This window comes from Paraburkholderia sp. MM5384-R2 (assembly GCF_014201025.1).
In the GTDB taxonomy this organism is placed as follows: Bacteria; Pseudomonadota; Gammaproteobacteria; order Burkholderiales; family Burkholderiaceae; genus Paraburkholderia; species Paraburkholderia tuberum.
Genome location: NZ_JACHDI010000008.1, coordinates 48,660 through 71,776, shown reverse-complemented (window position 1 = coordinate 71,776; position 23,117 = coordinate 48,660). Strand labels below are relative to the sequence as shown.

The following is a 23,117-nucleotide window of genomic DNA, read 5'->3' as shown; positions in this document are numbered from 1 at the left end:
GCCGAAAGAAGTCCGCATTCTGCTTCATGCGCGCCGCGACCCGCGAAACGAACAGGATAACGGGTGCATCGCATACAGCTGAAACCGGCGCACCTCGTGCGGCGATCAGGCTGCAGACGAGGCTGCGAACCGGGCGGAGACGGCCACGAGTGGCGAAAAGACAGTCGGCGGTTCGACGGAACTCGCAGACCTTTTGTTAGAATGGCTCGGAGTATAACATCCAGACCTGAGCCTATGAAACACTCCAGCGGCCGCGCGCGCAGCGCTGCGACCCTCGCCGCGACTGCGTTTGGCAACGTTGTCGGCGGCGTTACTTTCGAAGCGGCGCGTGCCCTCGCGTGGCGCGTCACCGTCGTTGCCGCACTTGCCGCGGTGCCGGTCGCGAGCGCTTATGCGCAGAAGACCGCGGTGATGCCGCAAGGTCCCGCCGTGCGTGACAATACGCCGGAAATCGACGCGTCGATCGCGCAGAAAAACTGGCAAGCCGCGCTGACCCAACTCGATGCGCGCGTCGCCGCGAATCCGCGCGACGCACAAGCGAAGTTCAAGCGCGCAAACGTGCTCGTGCATCTGAATCGCGACGACGAAGCGATCACAGCGTTCACCGAACTCACGCAGCTGTATCCCGAGTTGCCCGAACCGTACAACAACCTTGCCACACTCTTCGCGAGACAAGGCCGCCTGACCGAAGCGCGCGCGGCGCTCGAAATGGCCACCCAGGTGAATCCGAACTACGGCCTCGCGTTCGAGAACCTCGGTGACCTCTATCTGCGCCTCGCCGATGCCGCGTATCGTCGCGCGGAGAGCCTCGGCAAGGCGAGCCCGAGGACCGCGCAGCGTCTCGCGGATATCCAGAAGGTCGTGTCGCCGGCAACGCCCGCTGCCGCGGCGTCGCAGCCTGCCGCCGAGCAGACGACCGTGCCCGCCGCGCACCCCACGTCGAACATCACGGACAGCCCGAGCTTCCAATTCGGCGGCTCGAATGGCTCGCTCGCCATGCCGCCGTACATGGCGCCGTCGCGCTGAGCGCCGGGCTCGTTGCCTGCCGCAAGTTTTCTCCAACCCCGAGGACTTTCATGAAATGGTTGATGTTGGCGCTCGGCAGCGCCGCCCTGATCGCAAACGCACCCGCCTTTGCGCAGTCCGGTTCGCAGGCCGTTCATCCTTCCGTGCTGCTGAAGACGTCGGAGGGTGACATCCGCGTCGAGTTGTATCCCGAGAAAGCGCCAAAAACGGTCGCCAATTTCCTCGACTACGTGAAAGCCGGCCAATATAGCGGCACGATCTTCCATCGCGTGATTCCGGGCTTCATGATCCAGGGCGGCGGCTATACGCAGAGCTTCGTCGAGAAGCCGACGCGCGCGCCGATTCCGCTCGAGAGCCGCACCGGTCTGAAGAACACCGCTGGCACGATCGCGATGGCGCGCACCAGCGACCCGAATTCGGCCACCGCGCAGTTCTTCATCAACACGGTGGACAATGCCAATCTCGACTACCCGAATCCGGACGGCAACGGCTACGCGGTATTCGGCAAGGTCACGAGCGGCATGGACGTCGTGAAACGCATCGAAGCCACGCCCACCACCACGCGCGGCCCGATGAGCGATGTGCCGCAGAAGCCGATCGTGATCCAGTCGGCGACGGTGGTGAGCAAGTAAAAACGAACGGGCAAGCGAACCCGCGCGGCCGAAGCCCGGCCCCAACCAACGCCCCGGCGCGGCCGGTCGTCAGCACATGACGACGCGCCGCGCCTTTTATCCACCTGTTCATCAAAGGATTCCATCATGGTTGAACTGCATACGAACCACGGCCTCATCAAACTCGAGTTGAATGCCGAAAAGGCGCCGAAGTCGGTCGAGAACTTCCTGAACTACGTGAAGGCCGGCCACTACGACAACACGGTGTTTCACCGCGTGATCGACGGCTTCATGATCCAGGGCGGCGGCTTCGAACCCGGCATGAAGCAGAAGCCGACGGCCGAGCCGATCACCAACGAGGCGAACAACGGTCTGAAGAACGAGAACGGCTCGATCGCGATGGCGCGTACCAACGACCCTCATTCGGCGACCGCGCAATTCTTCATCAACGTGAACGACAACGACTTCCTGAACCACTCGTCGCCGACGCCGCAAGGCTGGGGCTATGCGGTGTTCGGCAAGGTCGTCGAAGGCATGGACGTGGTCGAGAAGATCAAGAAGGTCAAGACCGGTTCGAAGGGCTTCCATCAGGACGTGCCGGTCGATGATGTCGTGATCGAAAAAGCTGTCGTCGTCGGCTAAACCGTGAGTGAGTCGCGCCTCATGCGGGCGTCGACTCCTTTGAACTGAAATCAGGCACCTTCAATGCTGCAAGAGACGCCGCTGCGAAGCGTCGCCGCGGGCGTGCCAGGCGAGGGCCAACGCCCGCACGCCGCGCGCCCTTTTTTCTTCCTCTCCGATCTGCATCTGAGCGAGGCGATTCCGCGCACGGTCGCCGCGTTCGAGCATTTCATCCGCGTGAGCGCGGAAGCGGCCGACTCGGTGTTCATCCTCGGCGACCTGTTCGAGTACTGGGTCGGCGACGACATGCTGAGCGAGCCGTTCGTCGCCCATATTGCGGCGCTGCTGCACACGCTGTCCGAGCGCGGCATCGCGCTTTACATCATGCACGGCAACCGCGACTTTCTGCTGGGCAAGCGCTTCATGAAAGCGGCCGGCGCGATCTGGCTGCCCGATCCGTTCGTGATTACCGCGTTCGGCACGCGCATTGCGCTCGCCCATGGCGATGGTCTGTGCACCGCGGATCGCGGCTATCAGTTGTTCAGGTGTTTCGCGCGCAATCGACTCGCGCAGATTCTGTTTCTCGCGTGGCCGTTTCGTTGGCGTCGCAAGCTCGCCGAGAACATGCGCTCGAAGAGCGAGCATGCCCGCACGCGGCCGATGCCGATCAAGTATGACGTGACCCCGCAAGGTGTCGCCGCGCTGTTCAGGAAATCGAAGACCGCGACGATCATTCATGGGCATACCCATCTGCCCGCGCGGCATCGCGAGCCGGGTGGCACGCGCTGGGTTCTGCCCGACTGGGATCTCGATCACGGCGAGCGCCGGGGCGGCTATCTGAAGATCGATGCCGACGGGATTCGAGCGTTGCCGCTGGATTGACCTCGTGGATACGGCGTGCGCTTCGCTCTGCCGAGGCGCCGATACCTAGCGCTCCCCCGCCAGCCCCTCCACCTTCCCCCCGATCGCCGCCGATAGCCGCCGCAAATCGAGCAACGCCGCATCCGCGCCTTGCAGACCTTCGAGGCTCGTGCCGAGCCGCTCGAGCGCATCGACGATTTCATCGATACGTCGCGCCTGAGTAGCCGCATGGTCGATCAGACCGTGAATCGCGAGCGAAACCGGATCGTCCGCGTTGGGCGTGATGCCGTATGCGCAAAACGCGCTGATTTCGCTGCCGCGCTTCGCCTCACGCGCGGCGTTGTTCGCATTCGGGTTCGCACCGTTCGCAGCCGCCGCGGCCGCGGCCGGCACGATGATCCGCGCCGGATTGCCGAGCGCCGTGCCACGCGCGGGCACCGGCTTCGTCACGACCGCATTCGATCCGATCTTCGCGTCCGCGCCGACGGTGAAGCCGCCGAGCACCTTCGCGCCCGCACCGACGATCACACCACGCTCGAGCGTCGGATGCCGCTTCGCGCCGCGCGTGAGCGACGTGCCACCGAGCGTCACACCCTGGTAGATCGTGCAGTCGTCGCCGATCTGCGCGGTCTCGCCGATCACGACGCCCATGCCGTGATCGATGAACACGCGCCGCCCGACGCTCGCGCCCGGATGAATCTCGATGCCGGTCATGAAGCGCGCCATCTGGGACACGAAACGCGCGAGCCAGCGGCGCTTCGCGCGCCAGCACGCGTGAGCGATCCGATGCAGCACGAGCGCGTGCAGCCCCGGATAACACGTGAGCACTTCCCATGCGCTGCGGGCGGCGGGATCGCGCTCGCGGATGGTGGCGATATCTTCGCGAAGTCTCGTGAACATGGCAGGGACTGTATTGTTGGGGGAAAACCGTCTGCGTGAGCGAATCCGCGCGGTTTGCGCATGCGCGGGACTCTGCGTTTCGCGCCATAGCTAACGGCATCGCTGCCGCTTGGCACGGCGGCAGCTTTGCTTCTAACGTTTCGTGGATTGTAGGGCGATTGCGCGAAACCTGCCGGAAGTCCCCGTCACCTGCAAGGTTGTCGTCAGACGAAGGCGGCGCATCAGGTGCGCCGTCACGGGCTGGTCAACGGACCGTCAGCCGGTCCGCCTGGTCTTGAGCAGGATGTGCTTGGCGATGCCGCGCACGATGTTGACCTCCTCGCGCTCGAGGCCCGAGCGCGCGAAGAGCCGCCGCAGCCGTGACATCAGCTTCTTCGGATTGGCCGGATCGAGAAACTCGAGCGCGACCAGTGCGCTTTCCAGATGCGCGAACATGCTCTCGATCTCGTCGCTGGCCGCCATCTGCGCGCGTGAAGCGGCGGATTCGGCCGGCGCCGCGTGTGCTCCCGCGGTGGGTGCGCCGTCGCTCGCTTCGTCGGCGCCGAGGTACGCGGTGCGTAGCTCGTAGGCGAGCACCTGCACCGCCTGCGCGAGATTGAGCGAGCTATAGGCCGGATTGGCCGGAATGTGCGCGATCGCGCTGCATCGCTCGACGTCCTCGTTCGACAAGCCCGTGCGCTCGTTGCCAAACACCAGCGCGATCTCGCCGTGCATCGCCTCAGCGTGCGCGGCGGCGGCGGCAGCACGCGGCGTCCATTGCGGCGGACCGTATTCGCGCAGCCGCGCGGTCAGCGCAATCGACCAGTGCACACCAGTCAGTGCATCGGCGAGCGAGGGCACCACGTGCACGGAGGCGAGTACATCGTCGGCGCCGCTCGCCATCGCGATCGCTTCGGGGTCGTTCTGCACGTTCGGCACGCGCGGCGACACGAGCACGAGCCGCGAAAAGCCCATGGTTTTCAGCGCGCGCGCCGCGGCGCCGACATTGCCCGGATGGCTGGGCTCGACCAGCACGAAACGCGTCGACGTGAAGCCGCCGCGCAAATCGGCCACGGCGGGGTCGGAGGAATGGTGGGTGTGATCCACGATGAAACTCGGCTGGCTAGGACTCAAGACGCGTATGTTAGCGCCAACGGGCACCTATGCCGAATCAGACACACGCGCGAGCCACGCGCGCGGACGAGGGCGCAGCATCGGACCGGCACCGGCGGGCGCCTGTGCGGTACGTCAGCCGCACGTAAGCGAGCACCTGCGCGAGGGCGCCCGGACTCAGGTAAAATACCGCTTTTCGCGTCCGGCGCCGACGTTTGCTGAAGCTTGCGTCGAACCGGTCGCACCGTTCTTATTCAATTCGTCTCCGTCGACGGAATGCTCTCCGGTTTGATAGCCGGTCTGCCGTTCCGTGCTGTTTTTGCGTCGTTGCGGCGCCCGTCAGCGCAGTTTCGCGCTTATTTACCGGCCGGCAGCCGTGCTGCCCCGGCACAAGGATCAGTTTATGCATCCCATGCTCAATATCGCTGTGAAGGCCGCGCGCCGCGCAGCTCAGATCATCAGCCGCGCATCGCTCGATCTCGACCTGATTCAGGTCAGCAAAAAGCAGCACAACGATTTCGTCACGGAGGTCGACAAAGCGTCCGAAGCGGCGATCATCGAAACGCTGAAGACCGCTTATCCCGATCACGCCATCCTCGCCGAAGAGTCGGGCAAGTCGGACCACGATTCCGAATACCAGTGGATCATCGATCCGCTCGACGGCACCACCAACTTCATCCACGGCTTCCCTTACTACTGCGTGTCGATCGCGCTCGCGCACAAGGGCGTCGTCACGCAGGCCGTCGTCTACGATCCGACCCGCAACGATCTGTTCACCGCATCGCGCGGCCGTGGCGCGTTTCTCAACGATCGCCGCATCCGCGTCGCCAAGCGTGACCGCCTGGCCGACTGCCTGATCGGCACCGGCTTTCCGTTCCGCGCGCAGGACAGCCTCGAATCGTACGGCCGTCAGTTCGCCGAGATGACCGAAGCCTGCGCCGGCCTGCGCCGTCCGGGCGCCGCCGCGCTCGATCTGGCCAACGTCGCGGCCGGCCACATGGACGGCTTCTTCGAGCAGGGCCTGAACGCATGGGACGTCGCGGCGGGCAGCCTGCTGATCACCGAAGCCGGCGGCCTGGTCGGCAACTACACCGGTGATTCGGAGTTCCTGCACGTCGGCGAAGTCGTCGCGGGCAACCCGAAGGTCTACGCGCAGATGATTCCGATCCTGTCGCGCTACAGCCGCACGCGTCAGCAGTCGGCGTAAGGTGCGCCGCCGCGGCCGGTCCGCGGCAACGCATAGCGGTTGCAGAGAAAAGCGGCTTCGGCCGCTTTTCTGTTGGCGGCGCTCCAGTGTGCGGAGCGTCGTGCTAAAAAGCGGGAAGTTATTCGGGGCGGTACTCGGCCGGGACCGTTCCCTGCTCTCTGCCGCTTTGACCCTGCCCGACTTTCGCCCCGGGCGCAGCCTCCAATCTGCCCCATGAAAAAAGGCTTCCATACGATCATCGCGGCACAGTTCATTTCGTCGCTGGCCGACAATGCGCTGTTGATCGCCGCCATCTCCCTGCTTTCCGTGATGCGCTCGGCCGCGTGGGTTACGCCGCTGCTGCAGATTTTTTTCACGATCTCGTACGTGCTGCTCGCGCCGTTCGTCGGCGCGTTCGCCGATTCGATGCAGAAGCGCCACGTGATGTTCATCTCCAACGCGCTGAAAGCGAGCGGCTGCCTGATGATGATTCTGGGCGTTCATCCGATGATCGCCTACGGCGTGGTCGGCTTCGGCGCAGCCGCGTATTCGCCCGCCAAGTACGGCATCCTCACCGAGCTGCTGCCCGCCGAAAAGCTCGTGCAGGCGAACGCGTGGCTCGAATCGGCGACGGTGCTGTCGACGATCGCCGGCACGATGCTCGGCGGTGCGCTGATCAGCACCGTCTTCGAGCATTTGGTCACGCGTGCGCATATGCCGCTGATCCGCTCGGCCGCCGATCTCGCGATGGGCGCGGTCATCCTCACCTACGCGATCGCCGCCGCGATCAACATCTTCATTCCGGACACTGGCGCGCGCTATCCGAACCGACTGACCGAGCCGAATAAGCTGGTCGGCGATTTCCATCACTGCTTCCGGGTGCTGTGGGCCGACAAGCTCGCGCAGATCGCGCTGTGGGTGACCACGCTGATGTGGGGCGCCGCCGTGACGATGCAACTGCTGGTGCTCAAATGGGCGAACGTGAATCTCGGGCTGTCGTTGTCGAAGGCGGCGGTGATGCAAGGCGTGACCGGCTTCGGCATCGCGATCGGCGCGGCGGGCGCGGCCGCGCTGATTCCATTGCGCCACTCGCTGAGGGTGTTGCCGGTCGGCGTGCTGACGGGCGCGGTGGCGATCGCGATGGCCTTCTACAACAAGGACCTGTTCCCGGCGGGCGCGGGCCTGCGCTTCGGCACGCACGTCGCGCCCTACTACATTCTGCTGGCCTATCCGCTGATGATCGTGCTCGGTGCGTTGTCGGGCTTTTTCATCGTGCCGATGAATGCGATCCTGCAGCATCGCGGCGCGACGCTGCTGTCGGCCGGTCACTCGATCGCCGTGCAGAATTTCAACCAGAACCTCGCGGTGCTGCTGATGCTCGGCGTGTACGCGCTGCTGCTCACGGCGAAGATGCCCGCGCAGTGGATCATCGTCGTGTTCGGCACCTTCGTCACGCTGCTGATGTGGCTCGCGAAACGCCGCAGCGCGGCGAACGAACGCAGGGTGGACATGCGGGCGATGATCGAGGAATGAATGCACCACGGTGCTCCAGCAATGACAGCGCGAGGCGCGGCTCGACGGCCGTAACCCGCCGCGACGGCGTGCAACCCCCGCTTTGATCGAATCGGTCATGCTGACATTCAGCTCTTGTGTTGGGCATCGTCCGTTCGGCCAGGGTCCGCTCGCCGCGCCGGCGGGTTAAACTCACGCCCTGAGCATCTACCGCAAGAAGACACGAAGGATGGGTATTCAAACCGCAGCGGCCAACGACGTCGCACAACATACGCCGATGATGCAGCAGTACCTGCGCATCAAGGCGGAGCATCCGGGCACGCTGGTGTTCTACCGGATGGGCGACTTCTACGAACTCTTTTTCGACGACGCGGAAAAAGCCGCGCGCCTGCTCGACCTGACGCTCACGCAGCGCGGCGCGTCGGCGGGCAATCCGATCAAGATGGCCGGCGTGCCGCATCACGCTGTCGAACAGTATCTGGCCAAGCTCGTGAAGCTCGGCGAATCGGTCGCGATCTGCGAACAGATCGGCGACCCGGCCACCTCGAAAGGCCCGGTCGAGCGCAAGGTCATGCGCGTGGTTACGCCTGGCACGCTGACCGACGCCGCGCTGCTGTCCGACAAGAGCGACGTCTATCTGCTCGCGCTGGGCGTCGCGCACAATCGCCGCGGTGTCGCCACGAGCGTCGGTCTCGCATGGCTCAATCTCGCGAGCGGCGCGCTGCGCCTCGCCGAAGTCGCGCCCGATCAGGTCGCCGCCGCGCTGGAGCGCATCCGTCCCGCGGAAATTCTGGTCGCCGACGCCACCGCCGATTCGACTAGCTGGACACCGCCTGTCAACGCCAGCGCGCTCAAGCGTGTACCGGCCTGGCACTTCGATATCACCTCGGGCACGAAGCGCCTGTGCGACCAGCTCGAAGTCGCGAGCCTCGACGGCTTCGGCGCGCATTCGCTCGGCTGCGCGTGCGGCGCGGCCGGCGCGTTGCTGCTGTATGCGGCGTCCACGCAGGGCCAGCAACTGCGCCATGTGCGCAGCCTGAAGGTCGAATACGAATCCGAATACATCGGCCTCGATCCGGCCACGCGCCGCAACCTCGAACTCACGGAGACACTGCGCGGCACCGAATCGCCGACGCTGTGCTCGCTGCTCGACACCTGCTGCACGACGATGGGCAGCCGCCTGCTGCGGCACTGGCTGCATCATCCGCCGCGCGATTCGGCGGTGGCGCAGGCACGTCAGCAGGCGATCGGCGCGTTGCTCGACGCGCCGCCGGGCGCCGATCTCGATACATTGCGCGGCGCATTGCGGCAGATTTCGGACATCGAACGGATCACCGGACGTCTCGCGCTGCTGTCGGCGCGGCCGCGCGATCTATCGAGCCTGCGCGATACCTTCATCGCGCTGCCTGCATTGCGCTCGCAGCTCGCGGCGGTAGCCTCGAACGCGGATTCGCTCGCGCGCATCGACGCGGCGCTCGAACCGCCGCACGCGTGCGCCGATTTGCTGAAGCTCGCGGTCGCGCAAGAGCCGGCCGCGATGGTGCGCGACGGCGGCGTCATCGCGCGTGGTTATGACGCCGAGCTCGACGAACTGCGCGATATTTCGGAGAACTGCGGACAGTTCCTGATCGATCTCGAAACACGCGAACGCGCGCGCACCGGCATCAGCAATCTGCGCGTCGAGTACAACAAGGTGCACGGCTTCTATATCGAAGTCACGCGCGGCCAGACCGACAAGGTGCCGGACGACTATCGCCGTCGGCAAACGCTGAAGAATGCCGAGCGCTATATCACGCCCGAGCTGAAGACCTTCGAGGACAAAGCGCTGTCCGCGCAGGAACGCGCGCTCGCGCGCGAACGCGCACTGTACGACGCGTTGCTGCAATCGTTGCTGCCGTTCATTCCCGACTGCCAGCGCGTTGCGCTCGCGCTCGCCGAACTCGATCTGCTGGCCGCGCTCGGCGAACGCGCTCGCGCGCTCGACTGGGTTGCGCCGACCTTCTCGGCGAACGCGGGTATCGACATCGAGCAGGGTCGTCATCCGGTGGTCGAGGCGCAAGTCGAGCAGTTCATCGCCAACGATTGCTCACTCGCGACCGAGCGCAAGCTGCTGTTGATCACCGGTCCCAACATGGGCGGTAAGTCGACTTTCATGCGCCAGACCGCGCTGATCGCGCTGCTCGCTTACGTGGGCAGCTATGTACCAGCGCGGCGCGCGGCCTTCGGACCGATCGACCGCATCTTCACGCGCATCGGCGCGGCCGACGACCTCGCCGGCGGCCGCTCGACCTTCATGGTGGAGATGACCGAAGCCGCCGCGATCCTCAACGACGCGACACCGCAAAGCCTCGTGCTGATGGACGAGATCGGCCGCGGCACGTCGACGTTCGACGGCCTCGCGCTCGCGTGGGCGATCGCGCGCCACCTGCTCGCCCACAACGGCTGCTACACGCTGTTCGCGACGCACTATTTCGAGCTGACGCAACTACCCGCGGAGTTTCCGCACGCGGCCAACGTGCATCTGTCGGCAGTCGAGCACGGGCACGGCATCGTGTTCCTGCACGCGGTCAACGAAGGGCCCGCCAATCAGAGCTACGGTCTGCAGGTCGCGCAACTCGCCGGCGTGCCGAACGCGGTGATCCGCGCGGCACGCAAGCATCTCGCGCATCTGGAGCAGCAATCGGCCGCGCAGCCCGCGCCGCAACTCGATCTGTTCGCGACGCAGCCTGCCATGCTCGCCGAAGACGCGGACGACGACCACGAGGCGGCGAGCGACGCAACGCCCGCGTCGCCCGCGATGCAGACACTCGTCGAGCGTCTGCGCGGCATCGATCCGAACGATCTGCGGCCGCGCGAAGCGCTCGATCTACTGTACGAACTGCATGAACTGGCCGTCGCGCCGGATGCGGACCACTGACACGCCGGGACACCCGCCGCGGCCGCGCGGGCTTCGCGCGGCGCTGCGCCACGTGCTCGCACCGGCAGGCGGCATCGTCGTGCTCGTGGCAGTGTGCGCATGGACCGCGCCGGCGCACGCCGAGGCCTCGCGCTTCGCGTTCGCGGTGATTTCCGGCACGATGCACAGCCCCGCCGACGAAGCCGCCACGCAACGGCTGCTCGAGGCAATCGGCCGCGAGCGCGACGTGCGCTTCATCGTCTACGACGGCAATCTGAAGGGGCCGAAGGAAGTTTGCCGCGACGCGCTGTTCGAGCGCCGCCACGCGCTGCTCGACAGCTCGCGCACTGCCCTCTTCTTTATCCCCGGCCAGCATGACTGGGTCGATTGCGGCACGGCGGAAGCCGGCGGCTTCGATCCGGTCGAGCGGCTCGACCAGTTGCGGCAAACGCTGTTCGCCGATCCAACGTCGATGGGGCAGAACCCGATCGCGTTGACGCGCGAGAGCGAGGTGTCGCGCTTCCGCCCGTTCCGTGAAAACGTGCGCTGGGTGGTCAACGAAAAAACGAACGACAAAGCGAACACCAAAGCCGGCGACATCGTCTTCATCGGCCTGAACGCGCCGGGTCCGAACAACCACTACCTGAGCGCGGGCGGCCGCAACGGCGAGTTCGAAGATCGCGTGATCGCCAACGCATTCTGGCTCGAGCACGCGGCCGAATACGCGAAGCGCCGCGACGCGCGCGCGGTCGTCGTGTTCATTCAAGGCGACTTCGACCCGGAGCGCTACGAGCGACCCGAACGGTTCGCCTGGCTGCACTTCGCCCATAGCTCGCGCCGCGACGGCTTTCTGGAATTCAAGCGCAGTCTGGTCAAGCTCGCGCAGATTTTCCCCGGACCCGTGGTCGTCATTCATGCAGACGACGACCGCCCGGCCGGCGGTTTCGTCATCGATCAGCCGCTACGCAACGACAAGGGGATGGTCGTGACGAACCTCACGCGCATTGCGCTCGCGCCGCATGATCGTCTCAACCAATGGATTCAGATAGAAGCGGATTTCGGCAGGAAGCCGCCGTTCAGAGTCAGCGTGCGCGACGTGCCGAAGCAGATGCCGCTGCCCACCACGCCGGCGGTCTTGCCGCCCGCGTCGCCGCGCGACGAATCCGGCGCTTCGATGCCGGTTGCGCCGGAGATGCCGAATGTGGAAGGTTTCGGGCCGGCGTCGGAATTGCCGCCCGTATTGCAGACACCTGGAGAGTCGCAGGAGCAGCAGCCGCGCATCCCGTCCGACCAGGGCGGCGGCGACTATGGGCCCGCTATCTCGATGCCGCCGGGGTCGATACTGCCAGCCTCGCCTGCGTTGCCCGCATCGGTGCCGTCTGCCCCCGCGACGACACCGCGCATGCCCGCAAGCTCAGTGCAGGGTCGGTTTTGAGCTGTCTTCTTCGTCCTCGTCTTCATCGTCGTCGAGAACTTCGAGGCCGTCCGCGCCATGCGCGTGCTCGTGCTGGATTTCGTCTTCAGTTGCCGGACGCACGTCTTTGACGGTCAACGCGAAACGCAGCGCCATGCCGGCGAGCGGATGATTGCCGTCGAGCACGACCTTGTCTTCCGCGACGTCGGTCACCACGTACACCAGCGCATCGATTTCCTCGTCGCCATCTTCGGGGGTGCCTTCGAACTGCATGCCGACTTCGAGCGGTTCCGGGAAGCGATCGCGCGGCTCGATCTTCACAAGGTCGGGATCGTATTCGCCGAACGCGTCTTGCGGCTCGAGCTGGATCTGGGTCTCGAAGCCAGCCTCGTGGCCGTCGAGCTCTTCCTCGATCTTGGGGAACGTGCCATCATAGCCGCCGTGAAGATAGACCATCGGCTCTTCGCTTTCCTCGATCAGATTGCCCTGCGCATCCGACAGCTTGTAGGCGACCGACACGACGGTGTTCTTTGCGATTTTCATTCGATTCTCCAGAATACAACTCACATTATACGATGCCCAGGCGGCCCACCCACCTCCCGGCCGATGCAGGTTCGGCAAGCAATTCGCCGTCTGCTGCAAAGCCGGCCACGCGGCCCATTCTTCCGCCCTCGCCCGACGTTCCGACCGCACTTCTCGGCCATCTGAGCCCGTCGCAATTCATGCGCCGCTACTGGCAGAAAAAGCCGCTGCTGATCCGTCAGGCGATTCCGGACATCGAAGCGCCGCTGTCGCGCGACGAGCTGTTCGAGCTGGCCGATCGCGACGACGTCGAAGCGCGCCTGATCACGCACTTGCGCAACAAATGGCAGCTGGAGCACGGCCCGTTCGCGCCCGACGAACTGCCGTCCGTCAAACAGCGCGCATGGACACTGCTCGTGCAGGGCGTGGATCTGCACGACGACCGCGCGCGCGCGTTGCTCGACCGTTTCCGTTTCGTGCCGGATGCGCGTCTCGACGACCTGATGATTTCGTATGCGACCGATAGCGGCGGCGTCGGCCCGCATTTCGATTCCTACGATGTGTTTCTTTTGCAAGTAAAAGGCAAGCGCCGCTGGCGCATTAGCGCGCAGAAAGATCTGACGCTGCAGCCCGGCTTGCCGTTGAAGGTTTTACAGCACTTCGAGCACGAACAGGAGTGGGTACTCGAGCCCGGCGACATGCTGTACCTGCCGCCGCACATCGCGCACGACGGCATCGCCGAGGGCGAATGCATGACCTGCTCGATCGGTTTTCGCGCGCCCTCCGAAAGCGAGCTGAGCGCGCAGTTCCTCTACCACCTGGCCGAGCGCGGAGAGGCCACGGGCAAGGCGGGCGCCCTTTATCGCGACCCCCGGCAGGCCGCCGTCGAACAGCCGGCCGAGTTGCCCGCGGCGCTCGTCGAACGGGTGGGCGCGATGCTTGCTAAAGTGCGATGGAATGAGCAGGACATTGCGTCGTTCCTTGGCACGTACCTCAGCGAACCCAAGCCGAGTGTCGTCTTCGATCCGCCGCAACGGCCGCTCAACGAAGCCCGTTTCATCGGCGCGGCGTCGAGATCCGGTCTACGGCTCGATCGCAAGACTAACCTGTTGTATGAACGACGTTTTTTCTTCGTAAATGGAGAAGAAATATCGTGGACCGGCGCGAAAAAATGGCTGTTTGAACTCGCAAATCTGCGGTGCATGAGTGCGATACGCTTTGTAACACTATCGCACGATTCATCGGTGACAGCACTGCTACACGAGTGGTATTGTGCGGGCTGGATACAGGTAGGCGAGCTTGCGTAACTCTGCCCGCCTGTTATACCGTACAGTGAAATTTTGTATGAGAAAGACAACGTATTGACCCGCATTTATCGACTGTCAGTACGAAAGTGCATATAATTTCCGCCCAAGCCGTAGGGAAGATTCCAGCTCGTCAAAAGAGCATTTCCACCAGCGGCCCAGGTCGGTGTTGGAGCACATTACCGGTTTTATTTTGCGCTGTTGCTTACCTTTAAACCATAAAAGGACGTGATCATGAAGAAATCCCTCCTCGTAGCATCCCTGTTGGCAGTTGTGGCACTCGCTGCATGCAACAAGAGCAACGATCAGGCTGCTGCACCGTCGGAAGCTGCGTCCGCACCGGCGGCAGCATCGCCTGCTGAAGCAGCATCGCCGGCAGTTGCGGCATCGCCGGCCGAAGCAGCATCGCCGGCCGAAGCAGCATCGCCGGCAATGGCAGCATCGCCGGCTGAAGCAGCATCGCCGGCAGCAGGCGCAAGCCAGTAAGCCGCAACGGTTCGGCGCTGTAGCGGCGCTGCCGCTACAGCGCCTGCGCATGAAACGTTTGGAGGCTGGCCGGAAACGGCGCGGGCCGCAAACGGGAAAAGAAAAACGCCACGGATTCACATCCGTGGCGTTTTGTCATTCAGGGCCGCTTTGCGCTGCGGAGCTCGTCGCATGTGTGGAACACATCCCCTATCGAACCGGCGCCGCTGGCCCAGCGCTCTCCTCAAAGAACTCACGCACCACGTCGATCTCGCGGGTGCGCTTGAACGGCGGCAGACTCTGCCAGATGCGGCGGCCATAAGGTTTATCGACGAGACGTGTATCGCAGATCATCAGCACGCCACGATCGGTCTCCGCGCGAATCAGCCGGCCGGCGCCCTGCTTCAGCGTGATGACGGCCTGCGGCAGCTGATGCACGGCGAACGGGCTCAAGCCCTTCTTCGTCAGTGCGTCGAGCCGCGCGGCCAGCACGGGATCGTCCGGCGGCGCGAACGGCAGCTTGTCGATCACGACCAGCGACAGCGCGTCGCCGCGCACGTCCACCCCTTCCCAGAAGCTCTGACTGCCGACCAGGATCGCATTGCCGTAGGCGCGAAAGCGGTCGAGCAGTTCGGTGCGGCTCGCATCGCCCTGCACGAGCAGCGGATAGTCCCAGCCGCGCGACTCGATCGCGTCGCGCAGCTTCGCCGAGATACGATCCACTGCGCGCAGCGTCGTGCACAGCATGAAGACGCCGCCGCCCGAGGCTTCGATCGCGGGCAATGCGGCATCGAACACGGCGTCGGTGAACATCGGCGATGACGGCTGTGGCAGATTGCGCGGTACGTACAGAAGCCCTTGCGATGGATAGTCGAATGGGCTCGGCAATGTCATCGAGCGCTTCGAGTTCAAGCCCATCTGCGCCGCATAGTGCGTGAAGTCGCCGCGCACCGACAGCGTCGCCGATGTGAAGATCCACGCGCGCGGTACGCCGGCGCGCTGCTTCGCGAAAATCGGCGCGACCGACAACGGCGTTTCGTGCAGCTGCACCGTGTGCGAGAACACCTCGATCCAGCGCACCTTTTCATTCGGATCGGCGCGCTCCGCGCTGGCGCCACCCTCGCGGGTCGCAACCGCGTCGCGTTCTGCACTCGTGGGTGGCGTGGTCCAGCCGCTCAGCACGTCCTGCAACTCGCGCGCGCGACGCAAACACGCGCCGAGCGATTCGGCTCGCTCGGCCTGGCCCGCCAACGCCGAGGCCAACGCGTCGAGCTCGGCCTCGAGCGTCTCGAGCGCGGCAAACAGCGGGTGATCGTCGGGCAGCTGGCCGATCGACAGACGCACCGAGTCTTCCTTGAACGCGAGCCGCACGTCGCGCGCGGCGCGCTCGAGCGTCGCGCCGAGCTTGACCCAATCGATCGCATCGCGTGCGTGACCGAGGCCCTCGGCCACCGAATCGCGTGCGAGTTCGAGAAACTGCGCGGTCGATAGCGTCTCGCCGAAAAACAGCGTCGCGGTTTCGGGCAGCTGGTGCGCTTCGTCGAAGACGACCGTATTCGCAGTCGGCAGCAGCTCCGCCATGCCGGTATCGCGCAGCATGATGTCGGCGAAAAACAGATGGTGGTTGACCACCACGATATCGGCCTGCTGCGCTTCGCGGCGCGCCTGCATCACGAAGCAGTCCTTGTAGTGGGGACACTCCTGGCCGAGACAGTTGTCGCGCGTCGACGTGACCATCGACCACACCTGCGCCGTTTCCGGCACGCTCGCGAGTTCGGCCTTGTCGCCGGTGCGCGTGAGCTTCGCGAAGCGCACGATGTCCTGCAGATACGAGGTCTCCTGGCGCGACGGCAGACGGCCGTTGTCCGCGGTGCGTTGCAGGTAGTAATGGCACAGGTAGTTCGCGCGGCCCTTCAGCATCGCGACCGACACCGGCACCGCGAGCGCGTCGCGCACGGTCGGAATGTCGCGCTGGAACAGCTGATCCTGCAGATGCTTGGTGCCGGTCGAGACGATCACCTTGCCGCCCCACAGCATGGCCGGCACGAGGTACGCATAGGTCTTGCCGGTGCCGGTACCCGCCTCTACGATCAGCGTATTCTCACCACCGTCGACGCCATCGGCTTGCGCGTTGCTCCCCGTCGACTCAGAGACGGCTTCAGCGCCGGTCTGCTGCAGGCGCCGCGCCGGGCGCTTCTGCGTCTCGAACATCGCGGGCTCGGGCATCGCGCGGCCCGACGCCTCCATCGCCGCGGCAACCGCGCGCGCCATCTCGATCTGCGACGCACGCGGCCGATAACCGTCGATCTGCCGTGCGAGCAGACCGTTGTCGGCGAAGATGTCGTCGAGCTCGCTCGCGCGGCGCCGATTCAACGACACACCTGGCACCGGTGCTGCCGCGCGCGGCGCGGGCGTGCCCGAAGCAGATGCGTTGTCCGGCGCGGCCCGGGATGAAGTGTCATGCGATGAATTCAAGGCAAGCGTTCCTGCTAAGTCCGGCTCGCGCGCTGCGCGCCCGGCGCCTGCCAGGCCACGAACTCAGGCGCGCGCGTCCGGTTCGAGCTGCAATTGCAGCAAGATGATGGTGTCCTTGACTTTAAGTTTGCGCTTTTTCAGGCGCTGCAACTCGAAGCCGTCGATGCCGGGTTCATCCGATATTCGGTCGATCAACCGGTCGAGTCCACTATGCTCCGATTCCAGTTGCAGAATGCGGTCGCGAAGTGTGTTTGCGTCGATGACGTGATGACGATCGCGCATGCTCGCCTCCTCTGGTCGGCGGCACGAACCGCGTGCGCGCGGTCCGATGCCTGAGGTTGCTGTCCGCCTCAAAACGCATTACGGCGACTACGGCGGCCCTGGCCACGACCGCCACGGCTTACTCTACGATACAGCCACTACAGCACGCTTACTGTTGCTCTTGTTGCTGCTTTTGCTGCTCTTCGAGCTGTTGCTGCTTCAGCTCGTCCTGACGCTTCTGCCCGGCCTTCTCGGCGGCCTGCTTTTGACGTGCTTCGACATCGAGCTTGTGCTGCGCGGCCTCGGCCTGCTTCCGCTCGAAAGTCTCCTGTTTCTGCTGGCGCTCCGCGGCCTTTTGCGCACCCTGCCGACGCGCTTCCTCGAGCTTGCGCTGGTAGTCGCTCTGCTTCTGGTCGTAGGCCTTCTGATTGGCCGCCGCCTGCGCAGGCGTGACGCCACGCTGCGCCTGATCGAGCGCGTGCTGGCGCTGCTTCTCCTCGTAGGCCTGCGCGTTGGCTTCGTGCTGCGGTGCCGCGGCGTTGCGCTGCGCCTGATCGAGCGCGTGCTGACGTTGCTTCTCCGCGTAGGCCTGCGCATTGGCTTCGCGCTGCGGCGCCTCGGCGTTGTGCTGCGCCTGGTCGAGCGCGTGCTGACGCTGCTTTTCCTGATACGCCTGCTCGTTGCGCGCGTCTTCGGCGGCACGTTGCGGCGCTTCCGCCTCGTTTTGCGCGCGCCGCAACGCGGTGCGTTCGTCGCGTTCACGGGCGCGCTGCGCACGCTGCTCGGCGTCGAGCGCGAGCTGTTCCTTGCGGATGTCCGCCTGCACGCTGCGCATCGCGTCGCGCGCGCGGTTCAGACAGTGATTGACGAAGAAGCGGCTGTAGCAGTTGTGTTGCGCGACAGCGAACTGATAGTTGTTGTCGTCGGTGCGCTGATTGAGCACCTGTTGCCGCTCGTCGAACGACTTGTCCAGCACGGCTACGTCACTTGCGCTTTGAGGGCCGTCGGCGGTTGCGGCGGCTTGCGGGCCCGAGCCCGCGACGGGCGCCGTACCTTGCGCCGGCGTCGCGCTTTGCGCCGCGGCCGACACCGGCACGACGAGCGCTGCGGCGATCACGCACGACGCGGCAGCCGTTAAAGCCGACCGACCGAACGAGCGCAAAGAAACCAGCGGCAATTGAGACGAACCCGGCAGTGAACCCGGCAGTGAACCTGACGCCAGCGAAGAGACCAGGCGGTTGAGGGACAAGGAGATTGGCAACGTCGTAGAGGGTCAACGGAACATGCCCGAAATTCTAACACCCCACGGTTGAGCCCTTTGGCATTTATGGCAAAATGCCCCGCTCTAGCAACCTGGTCGCGGCGCACGCCCGGCCTGTCCCGATTTGCCGCCCGCGCGCGGCCCATCACTGAGTCCGCAGGAACACCAAGACCTTATGACGGAAACCGTAGCACTCAAGATCGTCCAGCGCATCGCCACCGAACTGTCCGTCCAGCCGCGCCAGGTCGCGGCCGCAGTGGAACTTCTCGACGAAGGCGCGACCGTACCGTTCATTGCCCGTTATCGCAAGGAAGTGACCGACAATCTCGACGACACGCAACTGCGCAATCTCGAGGAACGGCTAGTCTATTTGCGCGAGCTGGAAGACCGGCGCGCGGCGATCATCGCGAGCATCGACGAACAGGGCAAGCTCACCGACGAGCTGCGCGGCGCGATCGAAGGCGCCGACAGCAAACAGGTGCTCGAAGACCTCTATCTGCCATACAAACCGAAGCGCCGCACGCGCGCGCAGATCGCGCGCGAAGCCGGCTTGCAGCCGCTCGCCGACGCGCTGCTCGGCAATCCGCTGCTCGATCCGCAAGCCGAAGCCGCGGCGTACGTGGACGCGGACAAAGGCGTCGCCGATGTGAAGGCCGCGCTCGACGGCGCGCGCGACATCCTTTCCGAACAGTTCGGCGAGACCGCCGAGCTGCTCGGCAAGCTGCGCGACTATCTGTTCAACCAGGGCGTGGTGTCATCGAAGGTCGTGGAAGGCAAGGAAACGGCGGAAGAAGAGAAATTCCGCGACTACTACGACTACACCGAAACGATTCGCACGGTGCCGTCGCATCGCGCGCTCGCACTGTTCCGCGGCCGCAATGCCGGCGTGCTGATGATCAAGCTCGGCCTCGGCGAAGAGCTCGACGCGCAGGTGCCGCACCCGGGCGAAGCGCTGATCGCGCGGCACTTCGGCATCGCCAATCAGAACCGCCCCGCCGACAAGTGGCTCTCCGACGTGTGCCGCTGGTGCTGGCGCGTGAAGGTGCAGCCGCACCTCGAAAACGAGCTGCTGACCAATCTGCGCGACGAAGCCGAACACGAAGCGATCCGCGTGTTCGCGCGCAATCTGAAGGACCTGCTGCTCGCGGCGCCGGCTGGTCCGAAGGCCGTGATCGGTCTGGATCCGGGCTTGCGCACCGGCGTGAAGGTGGCGGCGGTCGACCGCACCGGCAAGGTGCTCGCGACCGACACGATCTACCCGCACGAGCCGCGCCGCGACTGGGACGGCTCGCTCGCGAAGCTCGCGCGAATCGCCGCGCAAACGCAGGCCGAACTGATCAGCATCGGCAACGGCACCGCGTCGCGTGAGACGGACAAGCTCGCGAGCGAGCTGATCGCGCGTCACCCGGAGCTGAAGCTGCAGAAGATCGTCGTGTCCGAAGCCGGCGCGTCGGTGTACTCGGCGTCCGAGCTTGCCGCGAAGGAATTCCCCGCCATGGACGTGTCGCTGCGCGGCGCCGTGTCGATCGCGCGACGTCTGCAGGACCCGCTCGCCGAGCTCGTGAAGATCGAGCCGAAGGCGATCGGCGTCGGCCAGTATCAGCACGACGTGAACCAGCGCGAACTCGCGCGCTCGCTCGACGCGGTCGTCGAAGACTGCGTGAATGCGGTCGGCGTCGATGCGAACACCGCGTCGGTCGCGCTGCTCGCGCGGGTGTCGGGCTTAAACGCAACGCTCGCGCGCAACATCGTCGACTATCGCGATGCGAACGGGCCGTTCCCGTCGCGCGAGCATCTACGCAAGGTGCCGCGTCTCGGCGACAAGACCTTCGAGCAGGCTGCCGGCTTCCTGCGCATCAATAACGGCGAGAATCCGCTCGACCGTTCGTCGGTGCACCCGGAAGCGTATCCGGTCGTCCAGCGCATCCTCGCGAGGATCAGTAAGCAGGTCGGCGAAGTGCTCGGCAATCGCGACGCGTTACGCGGACTGTCACCCACCGAATTCGTCGACGAGCGTTTCGGTCTTCCAACCGTGCGCGACATCCTGGTCGAACTCGAGAAGCCGGGCCGCGATCCGCGTCCCGAGTTCAAGACCGCGACGTTCCGCGAAGGTGTCGAGAAGGTCAGCGATCTGATCCCGGGCATGGTGCTCGAAGGCGTCGTGACGAACGTCGCGGCGTTCGGCGCGTTCATCGACGTCGGTGTGCATCAGGATGGCCTCGTGCACGTGTCGGCGATATCGACGAAGTTCGTGAAGGACCCGCATGAGGTCGTGAAAGCCGGTCAGATCGTCAAGGTCAAGGTGCTCGAAGTCGACGTGAAGCGCCAGCGTATCGCACTGACGATGCGGCTCGACGACGAACCCGGCGCAGCGGCCGCGCGCAGCGGCGGCGGTGCGCAGCAGGATCGCGGTGGCTCGGGCGGCAGCTTCAATCGCGGCGGAGCGGGACGCGGCGCGCCGCAACGCTCGCGCGAACCGGAGCCGGGCGGCGCGATGGCGGCTGCGTTTGCAAAGCTCAAGCAGAAGTGAGCGTCACGGACCGGAGCCCGTCGTCGCACGCGCTCCGGTCCGTGACATGACCGCGTCGCGCGCTCAACCGCTTGCACGCGCGCCTGAACAAAAAGCCCACGCATTGCGTGGGCTTTTTGTTTGCGCTCCCGCACGTCACGCGCGAGCCGTCAAATCTCGATCTTCGTTCCCAGTTCCACGACCCGGTTAGCCGGGATGCTGAAGAAGTCGGTCGGCTTCGCGGCGTTCTGATGCATCCACGCGAACACACGCTCGCGCCATACCGACATGCCCGGCAATTGCGTCGGCACCACCGTTTCGCGCGCGAGGAAGAATGACGTGTCCATCAATTCGAAGGTCATGTCGTGCGTGCGGCCGACGTCGAGCAGCACCGCCTTCACGTCGGGCGTTTCGTTAAAGCCGTAGGCTGCCTTCACCAGCCACAGGCCACCGTTCATGTCCTTCACGGTCACGCGATCGGCGTCCTTCACGTACGGAATGTCGCGCGTGACGAAAGTCAGAAAGATCGTGCGCTCGTGCAGCACCTTGTTGTGTTTCAGATTGTGCAGCAGACTCACCGGCACCAGCGAATCGCTGCCGGTCAGATAGATCGCGGTGCCCGACACCCGATGCGGCGGATGCGCGAGCAGGCCTTGCAGGAACGGCATCAGCGGAATACCGTCGGCGGCCGTGCGTTCCTTCACGATCATCCTGCCCTTGAACCACGTCATCAGCAGGAAGAACAGCAGGCCGCCGATGCACAGCGGCAACCAGCCGCCCTCTTCGACCTTCAGCAGGTTCGCGCCGAAAAAGCCCAGGTCGACCACCATGAACACGCCGATGATGAGCCCAACCAGCAGTTTGTTCCAGTTCCACACGTTCACCATCACGACGCAGGCAAGGATCGTCGTGATCACCATCGTTGCCGTCACCGCGATACCGTACGCGGCCGCCAGATTGTCGGAACTCTTGAACGCGATCACGATGCACAGGATGATGAACAGCAGCATCCAGTTCACGACCGGCACATAGATCTGCCCGATCGCGAGTTCGGACGTGTGCAGGACCTTCATGCGTGGCACGTAGCCGAGCTGGATCGCCTGGCTCGTCAGCGAGTACGCGCCCGAAATCACCGCCTGCGACGCGATCACCGTCGCGACCGTCGACAGCACGACGAGCGGCAACAACGCCCAGTCCGGCGCGAGCAGGAAGAACGGATTTTCGATCGCCTTTGGGTCGTGCATCAGCAACGCGCCCTGGCCAAAGTAGTTCAGCACGAGCGAAGGCATCACGAGCACGTACCACGCCATGCGGATCGGCTGCGCGCCGAAGTGGCCCATGTCCGCGTACAGCGCCTCCGCGCCGGTCAGCACCAGCACGACCGAGCCGAGCACCACGTAGGCCTGCAGCACGTGCGCGGCCATGAACGTGTACGCGTAGTAGGGATTGAGCGCCTGGATCACATTCGGCGACTGCATGATGTGCCACAGGCCGAGCACGGCGAGCACGAGGAACCAAAGCGTCATGATCGGCCCGAACAGACGGCCGACCGTGGCCGTGCCGTGCCGCTGGATCCAGAACAGCACGATCAGGATCACGACGGTCAGCGGAATCACCAGATGCGCCAGATGCGGCGCGGCGATTTCGAGACCTTCGACCGCCGAGATCACCGAGATTGCCGGCGTGATCACCGCGTCGCCGTAAAACATGCAGGCGCCGAAGATGCCGAGCATCATCAGAAGGCCGGCCATTTTCGATTTCTGATCGACCGAGCGCATCGCCAGCGCCATCAGCGCGAGGACGCCGCCCTCGCCGTTGTTGTCGGCGCGCATTACGAACAGCACGTACTTGACGCCGACCACGATCACGATTGCCCAGAACAGCAGCGAAATAACGCCAAGGATCGACTGATCGGTCAACGGGATGCCGTGCGACGGACTGAAGGCTTCCTTCAGCGCGTACAACGGGCTCGTACCGATGTCGCCGAACACCACTCCGATCGCGGCAATCGCAAGGGAAGGCAGTGGCTGTTTGTGTACGTGATTGTTATCTGTCATGGACGCGAGGAAATCCGTTCCGGGGCGGAAAAAACGACCGCTATTTTAAACTGCCCATCCGGTACCGCCCGGCTTGTTGTGGATACGCCACGTGGATGTCCGCGCAGTGTAGCACTGCGATATGGACGCGCCTGTCGCGGTGCG

18 protein-coding genes are annotated in these 23,117 nt (G+C 64.8%); 11 read left to right on the top strand and 7 right to left on the bottom strand.

Annotated features, from left to right (window positions below; genetic code table 11):
- Positions 1–234: 234 nt before the first annotated feature.
- The 4 genes from HDG37_RS15315 to HDG37_RS15300 all read left to right on the top strand — a co-directional run bounded on the left by HDG37_RS15315 (position 235) and on the right by HDG37_RS15300 (position 3,140).
- Positions 235–1,026: a tetratricopeptide repeat protein gene (locus tag HDG37_RS15315; protein WP_184048987.1), complete on the top strand. Its 792-nt coding sequence runs from the start codon at positions 235–237 to the stop codon at positions 1,024–1,026.
- 50 nt (positions 1,027–1,076) lie between these two features.
- Positions 1,077–1,658, top strand: a complete 582-nt coding sequence (locus HDG37_RS15310; protein ID WP_184048985.1) for a peptidylprolyl isomerase — start codon at positions 1,077–1,079, stop codon at positions 1,656–1,658.
- 126 nt (positions 1,659–1,784) lie between these two features.
- Positions 1,785–2,279, top strand: coding sequence for a peptidylprolyl isomerase (locus HDG37_RS15305; protein WP_090800697.1), 495 nt, complete (start codon positions 1,785–1,787; stop codon positions 2,277–2,279).
- 63 nt (positions 2,280–2,342) lie between these two features.
- Positions 2,343–3,140 (top strand): UDP-2,3-diacylglucosamine diphosphatase, encoded by a 798-nt coding sequence (locus HDG37_RS15300; RefSeq protein ID WP_184048982.1) that lies wholly within the window; start codon positions 2,343–2,345, stop codon positions 3,138–3,140.
- 45 nt (positions 3,141–3,185) lie between these two features.
- On the opposite strand, the gene cysE is transcribed toward HDG37_RS15300, so the two are convergent.
- Positions 3,186–4,019 (bottom strand): serine O-acetyltransferase, encoded by an 834-nt coding sequence (cysE, locus tag HDG37_RS15295; protein ID WP_184048980.1) that lies wholly within the window; start codon positions 4,017–4,019, stop codon positions 3,186–3,188.
- 255 nt (positions 4,020–4,274) lie between these two features.
- Positions 4,275–5,105, bottom strand: coding sequence for an RNA methyltransferase (locus tag HDG37_RS15290; RefSeq protein WP_184048977.1), 831 nt, complete (start codon positions 5,103–5,105; stop codon positions 4,275–4,277).
- 409 nt (positions 5,106–5,514) lie between these two features.
- On the opposite strand from HDG37_RS15290, the gene HDG37_RS15285 reads away from it, so the two are divergent.
- From HDG37_RS15285 to HDG37_RS15270, 4 genes are all read left to right on the top strand, one after another.
- Positions 5,515–6,318 carry an inositol monophosphatase family protein gene (locus HDG37_RS15285; RefSeq protein ID WP_184022466.1) on the top strand — a complete coding sequence of 268 codons (804 nt, stop codon included), beginning with the start codon at positions 5,515–5,517 and terminating at the stop codon, positions 6,316–6,318.
- A gap of 213 nt (positions 6,319–6,531) precedes the next feature.
- Entirely contained in the window at positions 6,532–7,830 is a 1,299-nt protein-coding gene (lplT, locus tag HDG37_RS15280; protein WP_184048974.1) for a lysophospholipid transporter LplT, read from the top strand.
- A gap of 208 nt (positions 7,831–8,038) precedes the next feature.
- The gene (mutS, locus tag HDG37_RS15275) at positions 8,039–10,726 is read left to right on the top strand and encodes a DNA mismatch repair protein MutS (protein ID WP_184048971.1); all 2,688 of its coding nucleotides are present in this window, start codon (positions 8,039–8,041) and stop codon (positions 10,724–10,726) included.
- The gene (locus HDG37_RS15270; protein ID WP_260334876.1) at positions 10,692–12,140 is read left to right on the top strand and encodes a hypothetical protein; all 1,449 of its coding nucleotides are present in this window, start codon (positions 10,692–10,694) and stop codon (positions 12,138–12,140) included. The genes mutS and HDG37_RS15270 overlap by 35 nt, the downstream gene beginning before the upstream one ends.
- On the opposite strand, the gene HDG37_RS15265 is transcribed toward HDG37_RS15270, so the two are convergent.
- Positions 12,120–12,662, bottom strand: coding sequence for a peptidylprolyl isomerase (locus HDG37_RS15265; protein WP_184048969.1), 543 nt, complete (start codon positions 12,660–12,662; stop codon positions 12,120–12,122). The genes HDG37_RS15270 and HDG37_RS15265 overlap by 21 nt on opposite strands.
- A 32-nt stretch (positions 12,663–12,694) precedes the next feature.
- Between HDG37_RS15265 and HDG37_RS15260 the strand changes: the two genes are divergently transcribed.
- Complete coding sequence (locus tag HDG37_RS15260) at positions 12,695–13,948, top strand: cupin domain-containing protein (RefSeq protein ID WP_184048966.1); 1,254 nt, start codon at positions 12,695–12,697, stop codon at positions 13,946–13,948.
- Positions 13,949–14,179: 231 nt separating this feature from the next.
- A complete protein-coding gene (locus HDG37_RS15255; protein ID WP_084753953.1) occupies positions 14,180–14,431 on the top strand; it encodes a hypothetical protein in 252 nt (83 codons plus the stop codon).
- A 189-nt stretch (positions 14,432–14,620) separates the two neighbouring features.
- On the opposite strand, the gene HDG37_RS15250 is transcribed toward HDG37_RS15255, so the two are convergent.
- From HDG37_RS15250 to HDG37_RS15240, 3 genes are all read right to left on the bottom strand, one after another.
- Complete coding sequence (locus tag HDG37_RS15250) at positions 14,621–16,885, bottom strand: ATP-dependent DNA helicase (RefSeq protein WP_184048964.1); 2,265 nt, start codon at positions 16,883–16,885, stop codon at positions 14,621–14,623.
- Between the two features lie 63 nt (positions 16,886–16,948).
- On the bottom strand, positions 16,949–17,167 hold the full coding sequence (locus HDG37_RS15245; RefSeq protein WP_184048962.1) for a DUF465 domain-containing protein: 219 nt from the start codon (positions 17,165–17,167) through the stop codon (positions 16,949–16,951).
- A 148-nt stretch (positions 17,168–17,315) separates the two neighbouring features.
- Entirely contained in the window at positions 17,316–18,263 is a 948-nt protein-coding gene (locus HDG37_RS15240) for a hypothetical protein (protein ID WP_311541377.1), read from the bottom strand.
- A 319-nt stretch (positions 18,264–18,582) separates the two neighbouring features.
- On the opposite strand from HDG37_RS15240, the gene HDG37_RS15235 reads away from it, so the two are divergent.
- A complete protein-coding gene (locus HDG37_RS15235; RefSeq protein ID WP_184048958.1) occupies positions 18,583–20,937 on the top strand; it encodes a Tex family protein in 2,355 nt (784 codons plus the stop codon).
- A 149-nt stretch (positions 20,938–21,086) separates the two neighbouring features.
- Here HDG37_RS15235 and HDG37_RS15230 read toward each other — a convergent pair whose 3' ends face one another.
- A complete protein-coding gene (locus HDG37_RS15230; RefSeq protein WP_184048956.1) occupies positions 21,087–22,973 on the bottom strand; it encodes a potassium transporter Kup in 1,887 nt (628 codons plus the stop codon).
- Positions 22,974–23,117 lie beyond the last annotated feature (144 nt).